Below are 18,493 nucleotides of genomic sequence, written 5' to 3'. Positions count from 1 at the left end.
GGTGTGGCGCTGTGCCGGACTTTTCGTCAATACGATCAATAATATCCGACAGTTCGTCGCTCTGCGCACTGCAATTTGCCGAACTTGACCCGAGAATGAGGCTTCCCCTGAGACAAGGAGCGAAGCGATGCGGGATGCGATCATCGTGGGCGGCGGCCACAACGGCCTGGTGTGCGCCCACTACCTGGCGCGGGCCGGGCTGAAGGTGACGGTGCTGGAACGGCGCGGCGTGGTGGGCGGCGCGGCGGTGACCGAGGAGTTCCACCCCGGCTTCCGCAACTCGGTGGCCGCCTATACCGTGTCGCTGCTCAACCCCAAGGTGAGCCGCGACATGGAGCTGGCGCGTCACGGCCTGAAAGTGGTGGAGCGGCCCTTGTCCAACTTTCTGCCGCTGGACGACGGCGGCTATCTGAAAGTGGGGCCGGGCCGCACCGCCGCCGAAGTGGCGCGCTTCTCGCGCCGCGACGCCGACAGGCTGGACGATTACGCGCGGCACCTGGACGCCGCCGCCGAACTGCTGCGCGAGCTGGTGTTGCAAACGCCGCCCAACGCGGTGGCGGGCGGCTGGCTGAACGCCTTGCCGGAGCTGCTCAAGGCCGGCCGACTGGGGCGGAGGCTGGGCAAGCTGGAACTGGCGCAGCAACGCGAGTTGCTGGACCTGTTCACCAAGTCCGCCGGCGATTATCTGGACGGCTGGTTCGACAGCGATCCAATCAAGGCGGTTTACGGCTTCGACAGCGTGGTGGGCAACTACGCCAGCCCGTACGCGCCGGGCTCGGCCTATGTCTTGCTGCACCATGTGTTCGGCGAGGTCAACGGCCGCAAGGGCGCCTGGGGCCACGCGCTGGGCGGCATGGGCGCCATCACCCAGGCCATGGCGCGCTCGGCGCGCGAGCGCGGCGCGGAGATCCTCACCGACAGCGCGGTGGGCGAGGTGTTGCTGGAGAAGGGCAGGGCGGTGGGCGTGGTGACGGAGCGCGGCGAGCGGCTGGATGCGCGGGTGGTGGTGTCCAATCTCAATCCGCGGCTGCTTTACACCCAGTTGCTGGACCCGGCGGCGCTGCCGGCGGACTTTCTGCGCCGGATGCAAAGCTGGCGCTGCGGCTCCGGCACTTTCCGCATGAACGTGGCCCTATCCGAGCTACCGGATTTCAGCTGCCTGCCGGGCAAGACGCAGGCGGAACATCACGGCAGCGGCATCATTATCGCGCCCAGCCTGGCTTATATGGAGCGCGCTTATCACGACGCGCGCGAGCGCGGCTGGTCCGGCCGGCCCATAGTGGAAGTGCTGATTCCGTCGACGCTGGACCCGTCGCTGGCGCCGCCGGGCCAGCATGTGGCCAGCCTGTTTTGCCAGCACGTGGCGCCGCAATTGCCGGACGGCGCCAGCTGGGACGATCACCGCGAGGAAGTGGCGGACCTGATGATAGACACCGTCAACCGCTACGCGCCCAACTTCAAGGCCGCGGTGCTGGGGCGGCAGATCATGAGCCCGCTGGACCTGGAGCGCACCTTCGGCCTGGTGGGCGGCGACATCTTCCACGGCGCTCTGGGCTTGGATCAGCTGTTCTCGGCACGGCCGATGCTGGGCCACGCCGATTACCGCGGCCCCATTCCCGGCCTGTACACCTGCGGCGCCGGCGCACACCCCGGCGGCGGCGTCACCGGCGCGCCGGGCCACAACGCAGCGCGCGAGGTGCTGCGCGACCTGGGGCGCCGCATGGTTTGAGCCGCCCGTGCAAGATCTTGCGGGAACGGCCCCGCGCGCCAGGCGAAAAAAGCCCGCGTCGGGGCCGACGGGCGAAAAGGGCAATCAAGAGGGAATCAGTAGGCGGTAATCCACGGTCAGGCCGACGGTGCGCGGCAAACGGCCTTGCTGCACGATCACGCTGTCCGGGTCGCCGCCTTCATGCGGCAGGTTGCCCCTGACGACGGCGGCGGGAATCGATTTGGTAAGCATGACGATGAGGGCCAGCGCGGCCAGGCAGCACAGCAGCAGGGTCAGGCGACGGCCGGCCGCAGAGGGCGCGGGCTGGACCGGGGCGAGGCTGATTGACATGATCAAATGCAAATGATTCCTAATACAGACTGCTGATGTTACCATGCGGCATCCATAACGGCACACCCTCTTGCCGGCCGCGCCAGCGCATGCTGCGCGGCCTCCACCCCTGTCGAGATCAAAAAAACCTGTCATGAAAAAGTCGCCCATCTTCGTCGATTTCAGCCTGCTCAGGCTCAACCCGCATTTCCGCTCCATCTTCATCGCCCGCATGATCTCGGTGTTCGCCTTCGGCATCCTGATGGTGGCGGTGCCGGTGCAAATCCATCAACTCACCGGCTCCACTCTGCAAGTGGGCGCGGCGATGGCGCTGGACGGCGTCGGCATGTTCGCCGGCCTGATGTGCGGCGGCGTGCTGGCGGACCGCATGGACCGCCGCCGGCTGATTCTGCTGGGCCGCTCGCTGTGCGGCCTGGGCTTCCTGGCGCTGGCGCTCAACGGCTTCATGACCCATCCCTCGGTGCTGGCGCTCTACGTGGTGTCGGCCTGGGACGGTTTTTTCAGCGGCATCGGCATCACCTCGCTGATGGCGTCCATCCCGGTGCTGGTTGGCCGTGAAAACCTGCCGGCCGCCGGTGCGCTGAGCATGTTGACCATGCGCATCGGCGGCGTGCTGTCGCCCTTGCTGGGCGGCCTGATCATCGCCGCCGTCGGGGTCAACTGGAACTACCTGCTGGCCGGCGTCGGCACCCTGGCCACCCTGATCCCGCTGACGCGTTTGCCGTCCTTGAAACCGCAGGGCGGGGAGCCGGCGCATCCGCTGCGTTCCTTGCTGGAGGGCTTCGAATTCCTGTGGCAGAACAAGGTGGTGGGCGCGGTGGTGGCGGTGGGCACGCTGCAGACCCTGCTCAGCGCGGTGCGGGTGCTGTATCCCTCGCTGGCGGAGGACGGCTACGGCGGCGGCGCTTTCGAGGTGGGGCTGATGTATTCGGCGGTGCCGCTGGGCGCGATGATAGGCGCGTTCACCAGCGGTTGGGTGGGCGGTTTGAGCCGCCCCGGCGCGGTGATGTTGAGTTGCGTGCTGGCCTCGTCCCTGAGCATCGCGTCCTTGGGCCTGGTCCATCACCTGGCTTACGGCCTGTTGGCCTTGGCCTTGTTGGGTTATTTCGGTTCCATCGCGTCCTTGTTGCAGTTCACCCTGGTGCAGGGCAATACGCCGGACCATTTGTTGGGCCGGGTGAACAGCCTGTGGAACGCGCAGGACGTGGTGGGCGACGGCCTGGGCGCCCTGGGCCTGGGCGCGTTGGCACGGGCCTTGGCGCCGTTGACGGCGGTGGCTTGGTTCGGCGCTGCGGCCGCTGCGGCCAGTCTGGCGATGTGCGGAGCTTTTGGATCTTTGCGGCGTTTGGCCGGCGGCGCGGCCGCCGAGGCGGAGGCGGCCGGGGAGCCGGCGAGGCAGGGGGCGGGGTCCTAGCGCCAAGGGTTTGTTGGAACGGATGTTGTTGCAGGGCGGAAACCTCGGTTGGGGTTTTCGCCTTTTTGCATTTGTTGTGGGGGGAGGTTTAGGTGTCGCATTCTGCCCCGGATAGGAAGTGTTGTCTGGTGTGAGGGAATTTGAATCCGCTGCGCGGATGATGTTTTTGGTGCCGCTTTCCGCGCTGACCGAGCGAGGCAAGCGTAGCGTCGCGAGGGAATAAGACGGGGAGGGGGCGGGCCGCCGCCCCCTTCCATCCCCCTCGTCCCCCAGGACGCGAAACCCGGAGCGCGCCCCGAGGGGACACTTGGGTGCTATACGAGGTGGTTTGCTCTCTCTAAAAAAGATCAATGACTTGGCTGAGTGGGTCCCTTTTGGGGATAACTATCCAATTCCCCCCAATCTGTGGATATCTCCAAAGAGCCAAGAAGAAACCACGTTTGCGACGCGCCCCTAGTCCCTTCAAGCCTGCCGTCGGGTGGCAGGCCCGAGGTCTTAAGCGGCTGCCTGTTTGAGCAGCGCGACGTTAGCGCGCCATCACTGAGCGAATCAAAGATTCGCACGTAGAGAGCTCAGCCGCGCCTCGGGCCTGGCGGGAACCGGCGGGAAGCCGTAGGCCAGGCTTGCAGGGCGGCCTTTGGGGTAAAGGGGAATTTGGCCGAGCAAATTCCCCTTTCCGTTCGCCGGGCGGAACCGGCCCTAAATCATCATCCGCGCAGCGGATACAAAACCCACACACCAAGCAACACCAACCACCCCACCTTGACCCCAACCGCCCCCTCGGCAACAATCCCCCCGTTGCCGCCCACATGCGGCACACGGGATTGGCGTCCCGTTCGTGTGTACCACCAGCCTACGCAGCATACTGCGCGGGCTGTTTCACCATGGCAGTGTCGTTTGGCAGGCGCGTGGTGGGAGAGTGCCATGCACTCACCGGTCTGGTACACACCCGGTACGCCAATCCTGCCACGCGCCTGCCCAATACCTCAGCCTTACCCGGCAGGTGGTTTATCTTGTGTCACAGCAGGAGAAACACCATGCATCACGCTCAAAACTTCCCCCGTCGTCGCCGCTACAAACTGCACTCGCTGGAACAGCAGGAAGCCTTGCTCCCCTTCGTCCGCCTCTGCCCCGGCCGCACCTATCGGCATTACTGGCAAATGCCCACGCCCCGTAAGGATTATCCCGCGGACAGCGCCTACGGCCGCGAATGCGCGGCGCATTTGCTGCAATGGCTGAAGGACAACCGAGAATACGTCGGTAAGGGCCTGCTCAGCCGCGTGGCGCGGGACATCGACTTTGACGACCGCGACGGACGCGGTCAGTGGATGGGTTTCTTCAACTATCTGGAAATCATGATGCTGTTGGGCGCGGACCGGGTCCGGGTCTACCGCCATGTCGATAGCCAACACCAACTCTATCTGGCGCTGGGACAGCGCTTCAGCCTGGAAGCGCGTTTCCGCCGCATCCGGCTGCGCAATCGCTAAGCTCCGCTGACAACGGAGCACGGCGCATACGCCAAAAAGCGGGGCAGCTTTTAGCTGCCCCGCTTGATTCCTGTCCCGCCGCGCCTCAGCCGGCGTTCCAACGCCGATGCGCGGCGGGTGTCGACCCCTGGCTTACTGGCCGTGCTTCTCCTCGCCCAGCTTGTCCAGATAGCGCAGGATGCGGCCGCTGTCCTGCTCCAGCTTCTGCATCCGGTTGACGATCTCCTGCTCGTCCAGCGGCCCTTCCTGGCCAAACACCGCCAGCGCGGCGTCGATGTGCTGGCTGGCTTGCTGCTCGGTGGCCGCCAGCTCGCTCCAGGAACGGGTCTGGCCAAAGGACTGCTGGCCTTGCAGTTGCAACCAGCCTTGCAACTCGCTGCCCTGCTCCAGCGGCTTGGCCTCCTCTATCGAGTGATAGGCGGTCTGCTTGAAGATCACGTGGCCCACCTTTTGCAGGCTGAGCTGGGATTTGTCATGCACGCGGTTCACCTGCGCCATCACTTGCTGTGATTGCTCCACCTGGGAGTTGAAGCGCAGACGGAAGGTTTCCACCGATTCCTTGACCTGGCTGGCCACATTGCCGGCGGCGCTGGCCTGGGTCTGCATATTGCCGATGCGCAGCGACAAGTTTTCAAGCACGTCCTGCACATTGTTGGCGGTGCTCTTGCTGCGCTCCGCCAGTTTGCGCACTTCGTCGGCCACCACGGCGAAGCCACGGCCGGTTTCGCCGGCGCGGGCGGCTTCGATTGCGGCGTTCAGCGCCAGCAGGTTGGTTTGGTCGGCGATGGCGGAGATGTCGGCCAGCGAGGTTTCTATACCCTGCCATTCCTGGGCCAGCGCGGTGCTGGCGGTGTCCATGCTGCTGACGCTGTCGGCGATGGTGTCCAGGTGGCCGGACAACTGTTGGGCTGTCTCCAGGCTGACGCGCGCGCCGTCCGCGGTGTCTTGGGTGATGGCGGCCACGTTGGCCATGGCCTGGCTGATGTCTTCCAGATCGCTCTGGTTGCTGGCCAGATCCTTGCGCAAGTGTGGGTTGTTGAGCGCGGCCAGCTGCGAGGAGAGGCGGTTGCGGCGGATGTAGCCGTCGTTGTCGGCCATGGTCTGGATAGCGCGGTTGACGCTGCCCAGCGAGCTGGCCAGGATGCCCGGCAGGCCTTGGCTCAGCGGGCGGCGGCTGTAGTCGCCGGCGCTGATGGCCTTGAAGCAGGTGTTGATTTCTTTGAAATAGGTTTCGATCAGGTCGAGGAAGTCGTTGAGCTGCCAGGCCAGCTTGCCCACTTCGCCCAGATTGCGGGTGCCGGTGGCGCGGTGGTGCAGTTCGCCGGAGCTGGCGTAGCCCAGTTGCTCGTGCAGGGTGTTGAGCAGGCCGAAGATGCGGCCGCTGTGGCGCCACAGCAGCAGGGATAGGGCGATGGAGGCGGCCAGCAGCAAGGCGTCCACGACGTGGCCGACGATTTCCGGGAACAGATAGCTGTCCAGCAAGGAGAAGGCGACCAGCAGGTTGAAGCCTATGATGCACCAGCCCATCTGGGTGCGCAGGAAGGGCGGCTTGTGTTGGAACTGGTTCATGCGGCGACTCCCGGCGCTTGCAGCACCTGGGCGTTGAGGGAAAGAATGAAGTCTTGGTAGCTGACGCCTTTGTCCGCCAGCACTTGCTGCAGCCAGGCCACGGAGGCGTCCGGCGCGGTGGCCTTGTTGTGGCTGGCTTCGATCTGGCGCATCTGGGCGTAGACCGGTTCGATGGCGTTGATGGCTTCCTGGCTGGGCGGGCGGCGCACGGAGTAATAGCCTTGTAGCTGGCCGCGCAGGTCGTAGTCCGGGGTGACGTTGGCCAGTACCCAGTAGTAGTCGCCGTTTTTGCTGTGGTTTTTCACCACGGCGAAGAATTCCTGGCCTTGTTGCAGGGTTTTCCACATCAGACGGTAGGCGCCGCGCGGCATGTCGGGGTGGCGAATCAGGTTGTGCGGCTTGCCCAGCAGTTCGTGCTCGGCGTAGCCGGCGATGCGCATGAACACGCGGTTGGCGTAGGTGATGTGGCCGGTGGGGTCGGTCTTGGTGATGATCAGTTCATGAGGAGCGAGCCGGATTTCCTTGCTGGCCGTGCCGGCGGCGGGGTGCGTCATGGTCTGTTTCTCTCTTATTTGTCGATTGCATAACCTCAAATGTTCATTTTCGGACACTGGCCCAGCAGGGGCAAGCGTTTATTTATTTGTACTGCCCATGCTTGACAGGAGTCTGCTTAAATTACTTCTTAATAATCCAGTTCTTACAAAAACAAAAAGGATGCCTGTGGCATCCTTTCGCGTTTTGGCCGGGACTGGCGTAACTGGCTCTCAGAGTTTGACGATCTGGCGGACCTGAGACACGCAAGCGCGGGCGTCTTCTATCAGTTTGGCGAATTCCGGGCTATTGATCTCGGCGTGGCTGAGCCAGCGCACTTTGTTGCTGATCCGGTACTGGACGCGGATGCCGGCCGGGGTCTGCTGCTGCTTGGCGTTCACTTCGTACCAGGGGGAACTCACCTTGCATTCAAAGGCGGGCTGGATGGCTTTGGCGCCCTTGAGCAGCACATCGGACTGCATGGCGCTGGCATCGCCCAGGTAGACGTCGGCCAGGTTGCCGTTGCGCTTGTAGTTGTCGAAGCTGTCCCACACGCCTTTGAAGTGGGAGTCGTAGAGAAACAGGCCGGAAATCTTCTCCAGCATGCGCGGGTCGCGCACGCTCATGCGCAGCGGGTAGACCGACGGCACCATGAAGGAGGTTTTGTCGCGCTGGACCTTGCAGCCTTCCGGTTGATTGCTCAGCCGGTTGCACAGGCTTTGGTCGGTGGCGCTGATGCCTTGATAACGGTCTTGCAGAATGGTGTCGATCAGGGCGGAGTTGGCCAGTTCGATGTCGGCGCTGACATCGGCGGCGCCGTCGGCTTGCAGCGCGTTTTCGCGCTTGATGTTCAGATCGGTGCGCGCCGGCTCCATCGGCACCTGGGTTTGGCTCACCACGCCGTCCTTGCCGATGATGAAGGCCCAGCGGTCTTGCAGGTCCGACATGATGCGGCCGGGCTGGAAGAAGGGGTTGGTGGGGTCCAGCCACCAGGTCTGGCCGGCGATGTCGGCGCGGACGATCATGTGGTTGGGCGCGCCCACGCCGGGCAGGAGCAGCGGAGGGGCGAACTTGCCGCGGTAGATCAGCGCCGGTTCGGCGGCGATGCCGGCGCGGCGCAGCATGGCGGTCAGCAGAGTGGAAAGGTCTTTGCAGTCGCCGTAGCCGTGTTTTTCGATTTCCGCCAGCGTGAACGGCACCAGGCCGCGTTCCGCCAGCCGGGTGTCGTTGAGGTAGCGGTAGTTGCGGTTGATATGCTGCATGAAGGCGGCCGTCTGCTCCGCAGCCGGCTTGCCCTGATTGGCGGCCACCACGGCGGCGGCGGCCGGCGGCAGTGGCGCGGCCAGAATTTCGTTGTAGCGGCGGGCGTGGGCGCCGAAGTGGTCTTGCGGCTGGTCCGAGGTGGCGATCACCAGTTGCGGCCATTCGCGCAGCGCGCTGTTGTTCCACTCGTTGATGTAGTTGAGGTAGCGCGGCCGGCGCAGCGACACCTTGACGCGCTTGCGGTCCGCGCTGGCGTCCACCGCGTAATCGTCCAGCATCATGCCGCGCCAGATCAGCGGGCGAGTGGACCGGAGGTCGAAGCTGAAGCTGTCTTCGCGCGCTTTTTGCGGGCCCAGGTCCAATTGGTAGCGCAACTGGCGCACCAAGGGCTGCGCCACGCTGTGGGTCTTGATGCGGTAGGACACGGTGCTGCCCACCGATAGTTCCGGGAAGGCCATCCAGGTTTGCATGTCGCGGCTGACACCGGCGTCCGGATTGGGCGCGGCACGGGTTTCAATCTGGGATTTGCCCAGTTTGATCACTTTGCCGTTGGGCTGGATCACTTCGGCCCGTTCCACTTGCATGCGGTCTTCGGCCGGGTAGGTGAAGTCGATTCGGGACAGTTGTTCGCGGCCGGAGGGGTGCAGGATGGTGAATTGCTTGCTGGTGACGCAGTCCAGGCTGTTGTCTTTGTTGTGTTGGCAGCTGACGGCGGTTTTGACCGCCAGCGGCGCTTCGCTGACCGGTTGCAGCGCGGCGGCGCTGAAGCTGCTGTAGAGGCCGGTGGCCAGCCCGAGAGTGAGTGTACGCATATTGGAATCGAAAAGTGTGATCTTGCTGTGATGATTATACGGCGCGAGGGCGGTGAAAACGCGCATCCGGCGTCCGCGCCGCCGGATGGGGTCAAGCGTTCCATGTTCGCATATTAGCGCTTGCGAATGTGTGTGCTTTTTGTGTCGCTGTCGAGCCTGCCCACGATCCCGCGAATACGAGCGGGACAAGACGGGGGATGGTCAACGGGCGTTCACGGCGAGGCCCACATCCGCAGCAGGTTATGGTAGTTCGCGGTTAGCGCCACCAGGGCTTCGTTATCGCCCAACTGCAGGCGCAAGCTGGAGATCGCCGCGTCCATGTCGAATAGCAGCCGGCGCTTGCCGTCGTCGCTGATCATGCTTTGCACCCAGAAGAACGAGGCCAGCCGCGCGCCGGCGGTGACCGGTTCCACCCGGTGCAAGCTGGTGGACGGGTAGAGCACCATGTCGCCGGCGTCCAGCTTGACGCTGTGGCTGCCATAGGTGTCCTCGATCACCAGCTCGCCGCCTTCGTATTCGTCCGGGCGGCTGAAGAAAAGGGTGCAGGACACGTCGGTGCGCACCCAGCCGCCGTCGAAAGGGTGGCGGCGCACGGCGTTGTCCACATGGTTGCCAAAATCCATGCCGGCTTGGTAGCAGTTGAACAGCGGCGGGAAGATTTTGGCCGGCAGCGCGGCGGAGAAAAACAGGCCATTGCGTTGCAAGGCGCCTTCCACCATGGCCTGCAATTGTTGGGCTTCCGGCAGCTGCTGCGGCAGTTGCAGATTGCGTTTGACTTGAGCGGACTGCTTGCCGGCGGTGATGCGGCCGTCGGCCCAGTCGGCGCGGGCCAGCAGCTCGCGGCCCAGCGCCAGTTCTTCGGCGCTCAGCACCGCGGGGATGTGCAATAACATGGTGTCTCCGTATGAGGCCAAGCCCCCGGCGAACCGGGGGCCGGAACTGGCTTGGAACGTGTTTACGATCTGCGGCGCATCGGTAGGGACATTGTGCGATGAGCGCCGGCATTCGAAATGCTTCTGCCCCATCCGGGCATTCCGCTTTCTAGGCCGGTTTCGCCTTGTCTTGCCCTTGCTTGCGAGATCGTGAACAGGTGCTTAGTACTTGAAGCTGACTGTCAGTTGCGCTTCGCGCGGAGTACCCAGCGTGGCGTGGGCCGGGTAGCCGCCGTCGAAGTAAATCTTGTTGGCCAGGTTGTTTACATTCAGCTGCACCTTGTACTTGCGGGTCTCGTAAGCCAGCATCGCGTTGGCCACGGTGTAGGCCGGCAGGTAGTTGGTGTTGGCTTCATGCGCGTAACGCTTGCCCACATGGGTCAGGCCGAAACCGCCGATCACTTCTTCCGTGAACTTGTAGGTGGTCCACAGGTTGGCGGTGACCTTGGGCGTGTAGCGCGGCATATTGCCTTCGGTGCCGGCGGCGCCCAGGGCCGGCGGCGCGGCCTTGTCGATGCGGGACTTCATCAGGGTGAGGCCGGCGAAGACGTCCCAACGCTCGGTCAGCCGCCCGGCGCCTTCCACTTCCACGCCATCGGTATGGCGTTTGCCTGACAGCAGCACGGTATTGGGGTCGTTGGCATCCGTATTTCGTTCGTTGGTCTTCTCGATGCGGAACAGCGCCGCGCGCAGGCTGGCGTCGCCGTCGAACAGATCCCACTTGGCGCCCAGTTCAATGTTGCGGTTCTTTTCCGGGTCCACTTTGGCGGTGGCCTTGTCCAGCGCGTAGGCTTCTCCCGACGGGTTGAACGAGGTGCCGTAGCTCAGATAGTAGGACTGGGCGGTGCTGGGCTGCCAGATCAGGCCGCTGCGCCAGCTCCACACATTGTCGGTGCGGCTGACGTCGTAGCTGCGGCTGGGGTCCTGATTGACGGATCCGTCGCGGTTGCCGGCGCGGATTTTGTAGTCGCCGCTGAAACGGTCGAAACGGGCGCCCACCACGGCCTTCCACTGCGGGGTCAGCTCCAGCGTGTCCATCGCGTACAGGCCGATATTGCTGGCGTCGAACTGAGTGTTGCTACTGCGGTAGCGGCTGAGGTCGACGGGCACGCCAGGATCCGGCACGCCCACGGTGGTGCTAGGCGGAGTGTTGAGCAGAGCGTAGCGGCTGGTGTCGGACTTCTCCTTGCTCAGCTCCACGCCGGTCAGCAGGGTATGGCGCACGCTGCCGGTATCGAACTTGCTGACCAAGTCGGTCTGGTTGTTCCACGACCAGTCGGTGCCGTCGCGCATCGGCTTGCTGCGGCACATGGTGGAATTGGGGTCGACTACTTGGCCGGTCACCGCATCGCCGCAAACATAGCGTCCGGTCCAGGTCCCGCCCTGGTTGGCCGGTTTGTTCAGTTGTTTTGATGGATTGCGCGGCGCGGTGGGCGACACATCGCGCCAGAAGCGGTTGAAGCGCAATTGGTTGCTCAGCACCAGGTCGTCGCTGAAGCGGTGGGTGATCTTGGCGGTGACGATGTCGGTCTGGGTTTTCTCGAAGTCGCTGTTCAGGCCGTAGAAGCGGTCGCGCGGCACGTCGATGGGCTGCTGGGTGTTGGCGTTGAACGGGATGCCGTAGTCCGGAACGTTGTCTTCCTTCTGATGGAAGTAGGACAACACCACGGTGGTGGGCTCGCCCAGGCCGAAGGCCAGCGACGGAGCGATGCCGAAGCGTTGGCTTTTCGCCGGGCCGCGGTCGCTGCCGTCGTCGGTGGCCATCAGGTTGACGCGCATTGCGGCGGTGTCGCTGAAAGCCTGGTTGATGTCGAAGGTGGAACGGGTGAAGCGATTGCTGCCGACGCCAATTTCACCCGCCACCAGGGAGCCGGCGAACGGAGTTTTGCTGGCTTGGTTGACCACGCCGCCGGTGGAGCCGCGGCCAAACAGCATGGAGCTGGCGCCTTTCAACACTTCCACTTTTTCCAGGTTGAAGGTGTCGCGGTTGTACTGGCCGATGTCGCGCATGCCGTCCAGATAGGTGTCGGTGAAGGCGGAGAAGCCGCGGATCACGACTTGGTCGCCGGTGCGGCCGCCTTCGCCGGCGGCGAAAGTGATGCCGGGCACATTGCGCAGTGCGTCCTTCAAGTTGGAAACGGCCTGGTCTTCCAGCAATTGCTTGCTGACCACCGTGACCGATTGCGGAATGTCCTTCAGCTTCTGGTTCAGCTTGCCGATGGCGCTGGACTCGGTCTTCAGGCTGCCGCGTACCGGCGTTTCGGCTTCCACGCGGACGGTTTCCAGCTTGGTGGGGGCGTCTGCGGCCAGAGCCAGACCGGGGGAGAGGGCGGCGGCGAGCATGCCGGCGCCGATTTTCGCCGGCAGCTTGCGCGCGACGATGCCGCTGCCGCGGCTTGGGGTGGGTCGATGTTCCATCAGGGTTCTCATTTCGTGTCGTCGTTATAATCGCCGGCCGGCTGAGGCCGGCTCTGCTTTGCCTTACTGCGCGCCTCTCCGGCCTTGTCCGGGCAAAGAGCGGACAAAGACCCTCCCTGGTCTGCGCGGCGGCAGTCCATGGAATAGAAGAAGAGGAATGAGGGGCCGGCGCGAAATAGCGGCTGGATAAGCGGCTGCGCGCCGGCGGGTACGGGACGCGGATCTCGCGTCTACTGTGGCTCAGGGCCGGCAGAGTCCTCACGCAAACCAATGGCGTGGGCTTGCGTGACGGCTCTGCTACGAGCGGCCGGCGGGCGCCGGCCATGCTCGCACTGCTGTCGTTACGGCGCTTCGGTGGCGAAGCCTATCTTGCTGATGCCCCCTTGCTGGGCGCTGGCCAGGGTTTTGGCCACGGTTTCATAGCGCACGCTCTTGTCCGCGAACAAGTGCAGCTCCACTTGCGGGTTGTCGCGGGCGGCGGCCGCGAAACGCGCGTCCAGCTCGCCTTCCGGCACTTTGATGTCGTTCCAGAACACCGCGCCGGCGGCGTCTATGGCCAGGCGGATTTCCTTGGGCTGGCTCTGCTGCGCGGCGGCGCTGGCCTGCGGCAGATCCAGCTTGACGGTATTGGTCAGCAACGGGGTGGTGATGATGAACACCACCAGCAGCACCAGCATCACATCCACCAGCGGGGTGGTATTGATGTCGGCCATCGGGGCGGAAGCGCCTTTGTCGAAACTACCGAACGCCATCGATCTCTCCGGACTGTGTCAGCAGCTGGGCGTGCAGATCGTGGGCGAAGTAGTCCATGTCTTGCGCCATGATGCGCTGCATGCGGGTCAGGGCGTTGTAGGCCAGCACCGCGGGAATGGCGGCGGCCAGGCCGGCGGCGGTGGCCACCAGCGCTTCGCCGATCGGGCCGGCCACCGCGGCGATGGTGACTTGGCCGGCGGCGCCGATGTTCACCAGCGCGTGGTAAATGCCCCATACCGTGCCGAACAGGCCGATGAAGGGCGCGGTGGAGCCCACCGAGGCCAGCACGGTCATGCCGGTTTCCTGCTTGCCGTTTTCCTGGGCCAGGCCTTTGCGGATGGCGCGGGTCAGGAATTCGTCCAGATCGCAGCTCTGGCCCAGCGGGCGCTCAGCCTGGCTGCGGTAGTGGCGCAGCGCGGCCAGGCCCTGACGGGTGAGGTTGGCGAACGGCGCGCGGGAATCCTGCAGCTGGGTTTCCGCCTGTTTCCAGTTGGGGGCGTCCCACAGCGCGGCCTCGGCCTGCTTGTTGGCGCGGCGGATATGCCAGGTGCTGACGCCGCGAACCAGGATCAGGTACCAGGTCAGCACAGACATCAGGACCAGGATCATGAACACCGTGACCAGCACGGCGTCCCCTTGATGGAATACAGTCATTAGATTCATGATTTTGCAGACTTCAAAGAAAATTCAACGGGAACGATAAAGGTGTAGGCGATGGCTTCATTGCCGCGCTTGGCCGGGGTGAAGGTCCACTTTTTCACCGCCGCCACCGCTGCGCGGTCCAGCCGCGGGAAGCCGCTGCTGTTGGACAGCGTCACCTCCAGCGGCTGGCCTTGGGCGGACACGTGCACCCGCAACTGCACGGTGCCGGTTTCGCCTTCCTCGATGGACAGCGCCGGATAGGCCGGCTTGGGGTTGTTCAGATAGCCGCCTCGGTACATCGGCTCGGTGATCGAAGGTTTGGCGTCGGCGGATTGGCCGCGGGAACTGCCGCCCTCTGCGGAGCTGGCTGCTGGGCTGGGCTTGCTTTCCGCCGCCGGGGCGGCCGTGGGCACGCTGATGGCCTTGGCGCTGGGCGCGGCCGGAGTGGGCGTGGCCATCACCTTGGGTTTGACTGGAGTCGGTTTCGGCGTCGGAGTGGGCTTGACCTGCGGAGTCGGCTTTTTCTCAGGCTTGGGCTGCTGCTTGGGCGCAGCCGGCGCGGCGGCCTTGCTAGGCGCGGCCAGGCTGATCATTTCCATGCTGGCGACGCGGGGCAGCGTGATTGGCGCCTGCATCGCCACTGCGCCGCCCATCAGCGCGAAGGCCAGGGCATGCAGGCCCACGGTGCTGGAGAGCGCCGAGTATTGAAGAATTCGCTGGTTCATGACGGTGATGATAATACAAACTATTCTCATTATCCAAGCTGGAAAACGCGTATACCCTCATGTCATTGATATGGGTAAATAAATGACGGGAAAAGGATTTTGCCAAGCGCCGCGCCAGCCGGCGCGCCGGAGCGTTCCGACGCTTGCAATCCATGGTTTTGCCTGCATATCTTGCAGCATTGGCCACGGCGGAGTGCCGGTGGCGACATTATTGGAATACAAAACATGCAACAGTTCGACGGAACCACCATCGTGTCCATTCGCCGCGGCAATCGCGTGGCGCTGGGCGGGGATGGCCAGGTCACTCTGGGCAATATCGTGATCAAGGCCTCGGCGCGCAAAGTGCGCAAGCTGCACGGCGGCAAGGTGCTGGCGGGCTTTGCCGGCGGCACCGCCGACGCTTTCACGCTGATTGAGCGTTTTGAAGCCAAGCTGCAGAAGCATCAGGGCAACCTGCTGGTGTCGGCGGTGGAGCTGGCCAAGGATTGGCGCACAGACCGCATGCTGCGCCGGCTGGAGGCGATGCTGATCGTCGCCGACAAGAACAGCACCCTGATCATCACCGGCAACGGCGACGTGCTGGAGCCGGAACAGGGCATCGCCGCCATCGGCTCCGGCGGCGCTTACGCCCAGTCCGCGGCGCGAGCGCTGTTTGAGAACACCGATCTGCCGGCGGAAGTGGTGGTGAAGAAATCGCTGGAGATTGCCGGCGATATCTGCATCTACACCAACCACAACCATGTGATCGAGCTGTTGGACGAAGCCGACGAGCCGGAAGGCAAAGAGTCGGAAGCCAACTGAGCCGCATTCAAGAATCAAATCGCCGGGAGCGTCGCTTCCGGCTGGAGAACGTCATGACGCAAATGACCCCGCAGGAAATCGTCCACGAGCTGGACCAACACATCATCGGCCAGAACGCGGCCAAGCGCGCGGTGGCGGTGGCTCTGCGCAATCGCTGGCGCCGTCAGCAGGTGGCCGAGCCGCTGCGCAGCGAAATCACCCCCAAGAACATCTTGATGATAGGCCCCACCGGCGTGGGCAAGACCGAGATCGCTCGCCGTCTGGCTAAACTGTCCGGCGCGCCCTTCATCAAGATAGAAGCCACCAAGTTCACCGAGGTGGGCTATGTCGGCCGCGATGTGGACACCATCATTCGCGATCTGGTGGAAGTGGCGATCAAAGAGACCCGCGACGCCGCCATCAAGCGCAACCGCCCGCGCGCGGAAGACGCGGCCGAAGACCGCATCCTGGACGTGCTGTTGCCGCGTCCGCGCCAGCAAGCCGGATTCTTCGGCGGCGAACCGGAAGCGGAAGCCAAGCCGGAAGACGGCGCCACCCGTCAGAAATTCCGCAAGATGCTGCGCGAAGGCGCGTTGGACGATAAAGAGATCGAAATCGAAATCGCCGCGCCGGCAGCGCAAATGAACGTGATGGCCCCGCCGGGAATGGAGGATTTCGCCAGCCAGCTGCAAGGCATGTTCCAGGGCCTGGGTTCCGGCAAGAAGCAGGCGGCCAAGATGAAGGTGACGGAAGCGCGCAAGCAACTGATCGACGAGGAAGCCGCCAAACTGGTCAATGACGAGGAACTGCGCGCCGAGGCGCTGAAGAACGTCGAGCAGAACGGCATTGTGTTTCTGGACGAGATCGACAAGGTCACCAGCCGCAGTGAAGGCCAGGGCGGCGCGGACGTTTCGCGCGCCGGCGTGCAGCGCGACCTGCTGCCGCTGGTGGAAGGCACCACCGTGTCCACCAAGTACGGCATGGTCAAGACCGACCACATCCTGTTCATCGCCTCGGGCGCCTTCCAGCTGTCCAAACCATCGGACCTGATCCCGGAACTGCAAGGCCGTCTGCCCATCCGCGTCGAGTTGTCCTCGCTGACCGTGGACGACTTCAAAGCCATTCTCACCAGCACCAATGCCTGTCTGACTCGTCAGTACCAGGCGCTGATGGCGACCGAGGGCGTGGAGCTGGAGTTTGTCGACAGCGGCATCCAGCGCCTGGCCGAGATCGCCTGGCAGGTCAACGAGAAAACCGAGAACATCGGCGCGCGCCGCCTCTACACGGTGATGGAAAAGCTGCTGGAAGAAGTGGCCTTCGACGCCAAGGCCGGCCGTTGCGAGATCGACGCCGCCTATGTCGACAGCAAGCTGGAGCAGGTGGCCGAGCGCGAAGATCTGGCGCGTTACGTGCTCTGATCCACTCCTTATATATAGAAACGCGAACGGCGGCCGATGGCCGCCGTTTTTGCATCCGTCTCAGCGCGTCTCACAGGCCGGCTTGGCGGCGGCTGACACGGCCGCCAAATCGCGGAACGCCTCCGGGTGATGCCGCCAATACCAATCCTTCACCTCCTCGTGGTCCAGCTCCAGGAAAGCCTTCAAGCCCGGCAACAGCAGCATGGGCAGCACGGTGGCCAAATGCAGCAACGCGAAGATCAGATAAACCCGGTCCAGCGGCAGCACATGCAGCAGCGCTCCGGCCAGCGCCGGCCCCAGCATCGAGCCTATCTTCACCAGCATCACATTGATGGCGGAAAAGCGCGCGCGGTAATTCTCCGGCACCGCCAGCGTGCGGTGAGTTTGGCCTATCAGCTGGTTCAGCGCGAACATCAGCCCCATCACCGCGAAACAGGTCAGGATCACCCAAGGGTTGTCGCTGATCGCCACTACCAGCATCAATACGCCGCAGACCACCATGCCGATAGTGCGCGCCTGGTAGCGGCTGAAGCGGCGCAGCAAGACATGAGTGAACCAGAGCGAGCCCAGCAACATGCCGGCGCTGATCGCCGCCTCGCAACCGCCCAGCCAGGCGGCGGACAAGCCCAGCGCATGCAGCTTGACCGGCAGCAGAGTCGTCACCAGCGGCATGAAGGCCACCAGGGTGACGAAGACCGCCAAGGTCCAATAGCGTTCTAGCGGAATGCGCCAGCGCGCGTACAGGCCGCTGCGGATATCCTCCAGCCAAGGCTGGCGCACGGCGTCCGCGGCGCGCGGCGGCACGCGCACATATAAGGAGGCCGCTGCGGCCACCACCAGCAGACAGGCGTAGGCCAGCAGAGTCAGGGTGGGGCTGGTCGCCGCCATCAAACCGCCGCCCAGCACCGGGCCGATCAGATTGCCCGCCGACTGCGAGCTTTTCTGCAAGGACAGCGCATCGCCCAGTCTGGCCGCCGGCACCATCTCGGCGGCGATGCTCAGCATGGACGGCAGCACGATGGACCAGGCCAGCATGGCCAGCGACTCCACCGCAATCACCCAACCGATGCGATACCAGCCCATGGCCGCCATCAGCGCCAACAGCAGGGCGCTCAACATCGCCAGCAGCATGCCGCCGCCTATCAGCCGGTTCTTGGGCAGACGGTCGCCCAAGGGCGCGGTCAGCGGCAGCGACAGCAACATCACCAGCGCTGTGATCGAGCCGAACCAAGCCATATCGCGCGCGCCGCCGGATTGCACCACCCACCAGCTGATGGCGACGTAACCGGCGCCCATCGCCAGCCCGCTCAACACATCACTCAGCATCAAGGCGTAAAACGGCGTGGGCAGTCCCTCTAATCTTTGACGCAAAGTTTGCTGCATGGACGTTTCCTGAGCGAAGGGATGCGCTCAGCTTAACAATTAATGCCTAAAGCATAAAGTCTGCTTCGAATAATTTGCCGGAAAGCGGGATTTTCAGAAAAAACCGAGAAAATCCGGCCGCTTTCGCAGCTTATCATCGGGCGACAACCAGCCGGGAAGCCTTGTTTTCTTGCTTGCCTAAAAGTTCTTGTAAAATTCTATCGGTATGATTCTTATTGAAATCATTGACTTATGTTTTGATATCTTAAAAACCCAATCTTTTTCCAAAATAGGTGTTGACGGAGCAAGGCCAGTAACGTATATTTCA

At 63.7% G+C, this 18,493-nt stretch carries 15 protein-coding genes; 5 read left to right on the top strand and 10 right to left on the bottom strand.

Going from position 1 to position 18,493, the window contains the following annotated elements:
* Positions 1–127 precede the first annotated feature (127 nt).
* Positions 128–1,729 (top strand): NAD(P)/FAD-dependent oxidoreductase, encoded by a 1,602-nt coding sequence (locus MOV80_RS17795; RefSeq protein ID WP_019103999.1) that lies wholly within the window; start codon positions 128–130, stop codon positions 1,727–1,729.
* Positions 1,730–1,813: 84 nt separating this feature from the next.
* Here the strand turns inward: MOV80_RS17795 and MOV80_RS17790 are convergent, their stop codons facing one another.
* Positions 1,814–2,059 carry a hypothetical protein gene (locus tag MOV80_RS17790; protein WP_161524515.1) on the bottom strand — a complete coding sequence of 82 codons (246 nt, stop codon included), beginning with the start codon at positions 2,057–2,059 and terminating at the stop codon, positions 1,814–1,816.
* A 133-nt stretch (positions 2,060–2,192) separates the two neighbouring features.
* Between MOV80_RS17790 and entS the strand changes: the two genes are divergently transcribed.
* Both entS and MOV80_RS17780 read left to right on the top strand, forming a co-directional pair.
* Positions 2,193–3,473 (top strand): enterobactin transporter EntS, encoded by a 1,281-nt coding sequence (gene entS, locus MOV80_RS17785; protein WP_019104001.1) that lies wholly within the window; start codon positions 2,193–2,195, stop codon positions 3,471–3,473.
* A 1,037-nt stretch (positions 3,474–4,510) separates the two neighbouring features.
* Positions 4,511–4,960, top strand: coding sequence for a hypothetical protein (locus tag MOV80_RS17780; protein WP_081576107.1), 450 nt, complete (start codon positions 4,511–4,513; stop codon positions 4,958–4,960).
* A gap of 132 nt (positions 4,961–5,092) precedes the next feature.
* Here the strand turns inward: MOV80_RS17780 and MOV80_RS23480 are convergent, their stop codons facing one another.
* From MOV80_RS23480 to MOV80_RS17740, 8 genes are all read right to left on the bottom strand, one after another.
* Positions 5,093–6,529, bottom strand: a complete 1,437-nt coding sequence (locus MOV80_RS23480; RefSeq protein WP_019102316.1) for a methyl-accepting chemotaxis protein — start codon at positions 6,527–6,529, stop codon at positions 5,093–5,095.
* Entirely contained in the window at positions 6,526–7,083 is a 558-nt protein-coding gene (locus MOV80_RS17770) for a PAS domain-containing protein (RefSeq protein ID WP_019102317.1), read from the bottom strand. Before MOV80_RS17770 ends, MOV80_RS23480 begins: the two co-directional genes overlap by 4 nt.
* 210 nt (positions 7,084–7,293) lie before the next feature.
* Complete coding sequence (locus tag MOV80_RS17765; RefSeq protein WP_162897164.1) at positions 7,294–9,135, bottom strand: DUF3857 domain-containing transglutaminase family protein; 1,842 nt, start codon at positions 9,133–9,135, stop codon at positions 7,294–7,296.
* A gap of 212 nt (positions 9,136–9,347) precedes the next feature.
* Positions 9,348–10,028 (bottom strand): Fe2+-dependent dioxygenase, encoded by a 681-nt coding sequence (locus tag MOV80_RS17760; protein WP_043593317.1) that lies wholly within the window; start codon positions 10,026–10,028, stop codon positions 9,348–9,350.
* A gap of 201 nt (positions 10,029–10,229) precedes the next feature.
* A complete protein-coding gene (locus MOV80_RS17755; protein WP_107731415.1) occupies positions 10,230–12,485 on the bottom strand; it encodes a TonB-dependent siderophore receptor in 2,256 nt (751 codons plus the stop codon).
* 341 nt (positions 12,486–12,826) lie between these two features.
* Positions 12,827–13,237 (bottom strand): biopolymer transporter ExbD, encoded by a 411-nt coding sequence (locus tag MOV80_RS17750; protein WP_107731416.1) that lies wholly within the window; start codon positions 13,235–13,237, stop codon positions 12,827–12,829.
* Entirely contained in the window at positions 13,224–13,901 is a 678-nt protein-coding gene (locus MOV80_RS17745; protein ID WP_039755192.1) for a MotA/TolQ/ExbB proton channel family protein, read from the bottom strand. The genes MOV80_RS17750 and MOV80_RS17745 overlap by 14 nt, the downstream gene beginning before the upstream one ends.
* Positions 13,898–14,605 carry an energy transducer TonB gene (locus MOV80_RS17740; protein ID WP_019101954.1) on the bottom strand — a complete coding sequence of 236 codons (708 nt, stop codon included), beginning with the start codon at positions 14,603–14,605 and terminating at the stop codon, positions 13,898–13,900. Before MOV80_RS17740 ends, MOV80_RS17745 begins: the two co-directional genes overlap by 4 nt.
* Positions 14,606–14,830: 225 nt before the next feature.
* Between MOV80_RS17740 and hslV the strand changes: the two genes are divergently transcribed.
* Both hslV and hslU read left to right on the top strand, forming a co-directional pair.
* Positions 14,831–15,406: an ATP-dependent protease subunit HslV gene (hslV, locus tag MOV80_RS17735; RefSeq protein WP_019101953.1), complete on the top strand. Its 576-nt coding sequence runs from the start codon at positions 14,831–14,833 to the stop codon at positions 15,404–15,406.
* A gap of 53 nt (positions 15,407–15,459) precedes the next feature.
* Positions 15,460–16,803, top strand: coding sequence for an ATP-dependent protease ATPase subunit HslU (hslU, locus tag MOV80_RS17730; protein ID WP_043593309.1), 1,344 nt, complete (start codon positions 15,460–15,462; stop codon positions 16,801–16,803).
* Between the two features lie 60 nt (positions 16,804–16,863).
* On the opposite strand, the gene MOV80_RS17725 is transcribed toward hslU, so the two are convergent.
* A complete protein-coding gene (locus MOV80_RS17725; RefSeq protein ID WP_043593307.1) occupies positions 16,864–18,186 on the bottom strand; it encodes an MFS transporter in 1,323 nt (440 codons plus the stop codon).
* Between the last annotated feature and the right edge of the window lie 307 nt (positions 18,187–18,493).

The sequence above is a fragment of the Chromobacterium sp. IRSSSOUMB001 genome (genome assembly GCF_023507765.1).
Lineage (GTDB): Bacteria > Pseudomonadota > Gammaproteobacteria > Burkholderiales > Chromobacteriaceae > Chromobacterium > Chromobacterium haemolyticum.
The sequence above is the reverse complement of the archived record's forward strand: the minus strand, read 5'-3'. Positions and strand labels throughout refer to the sequence as shown.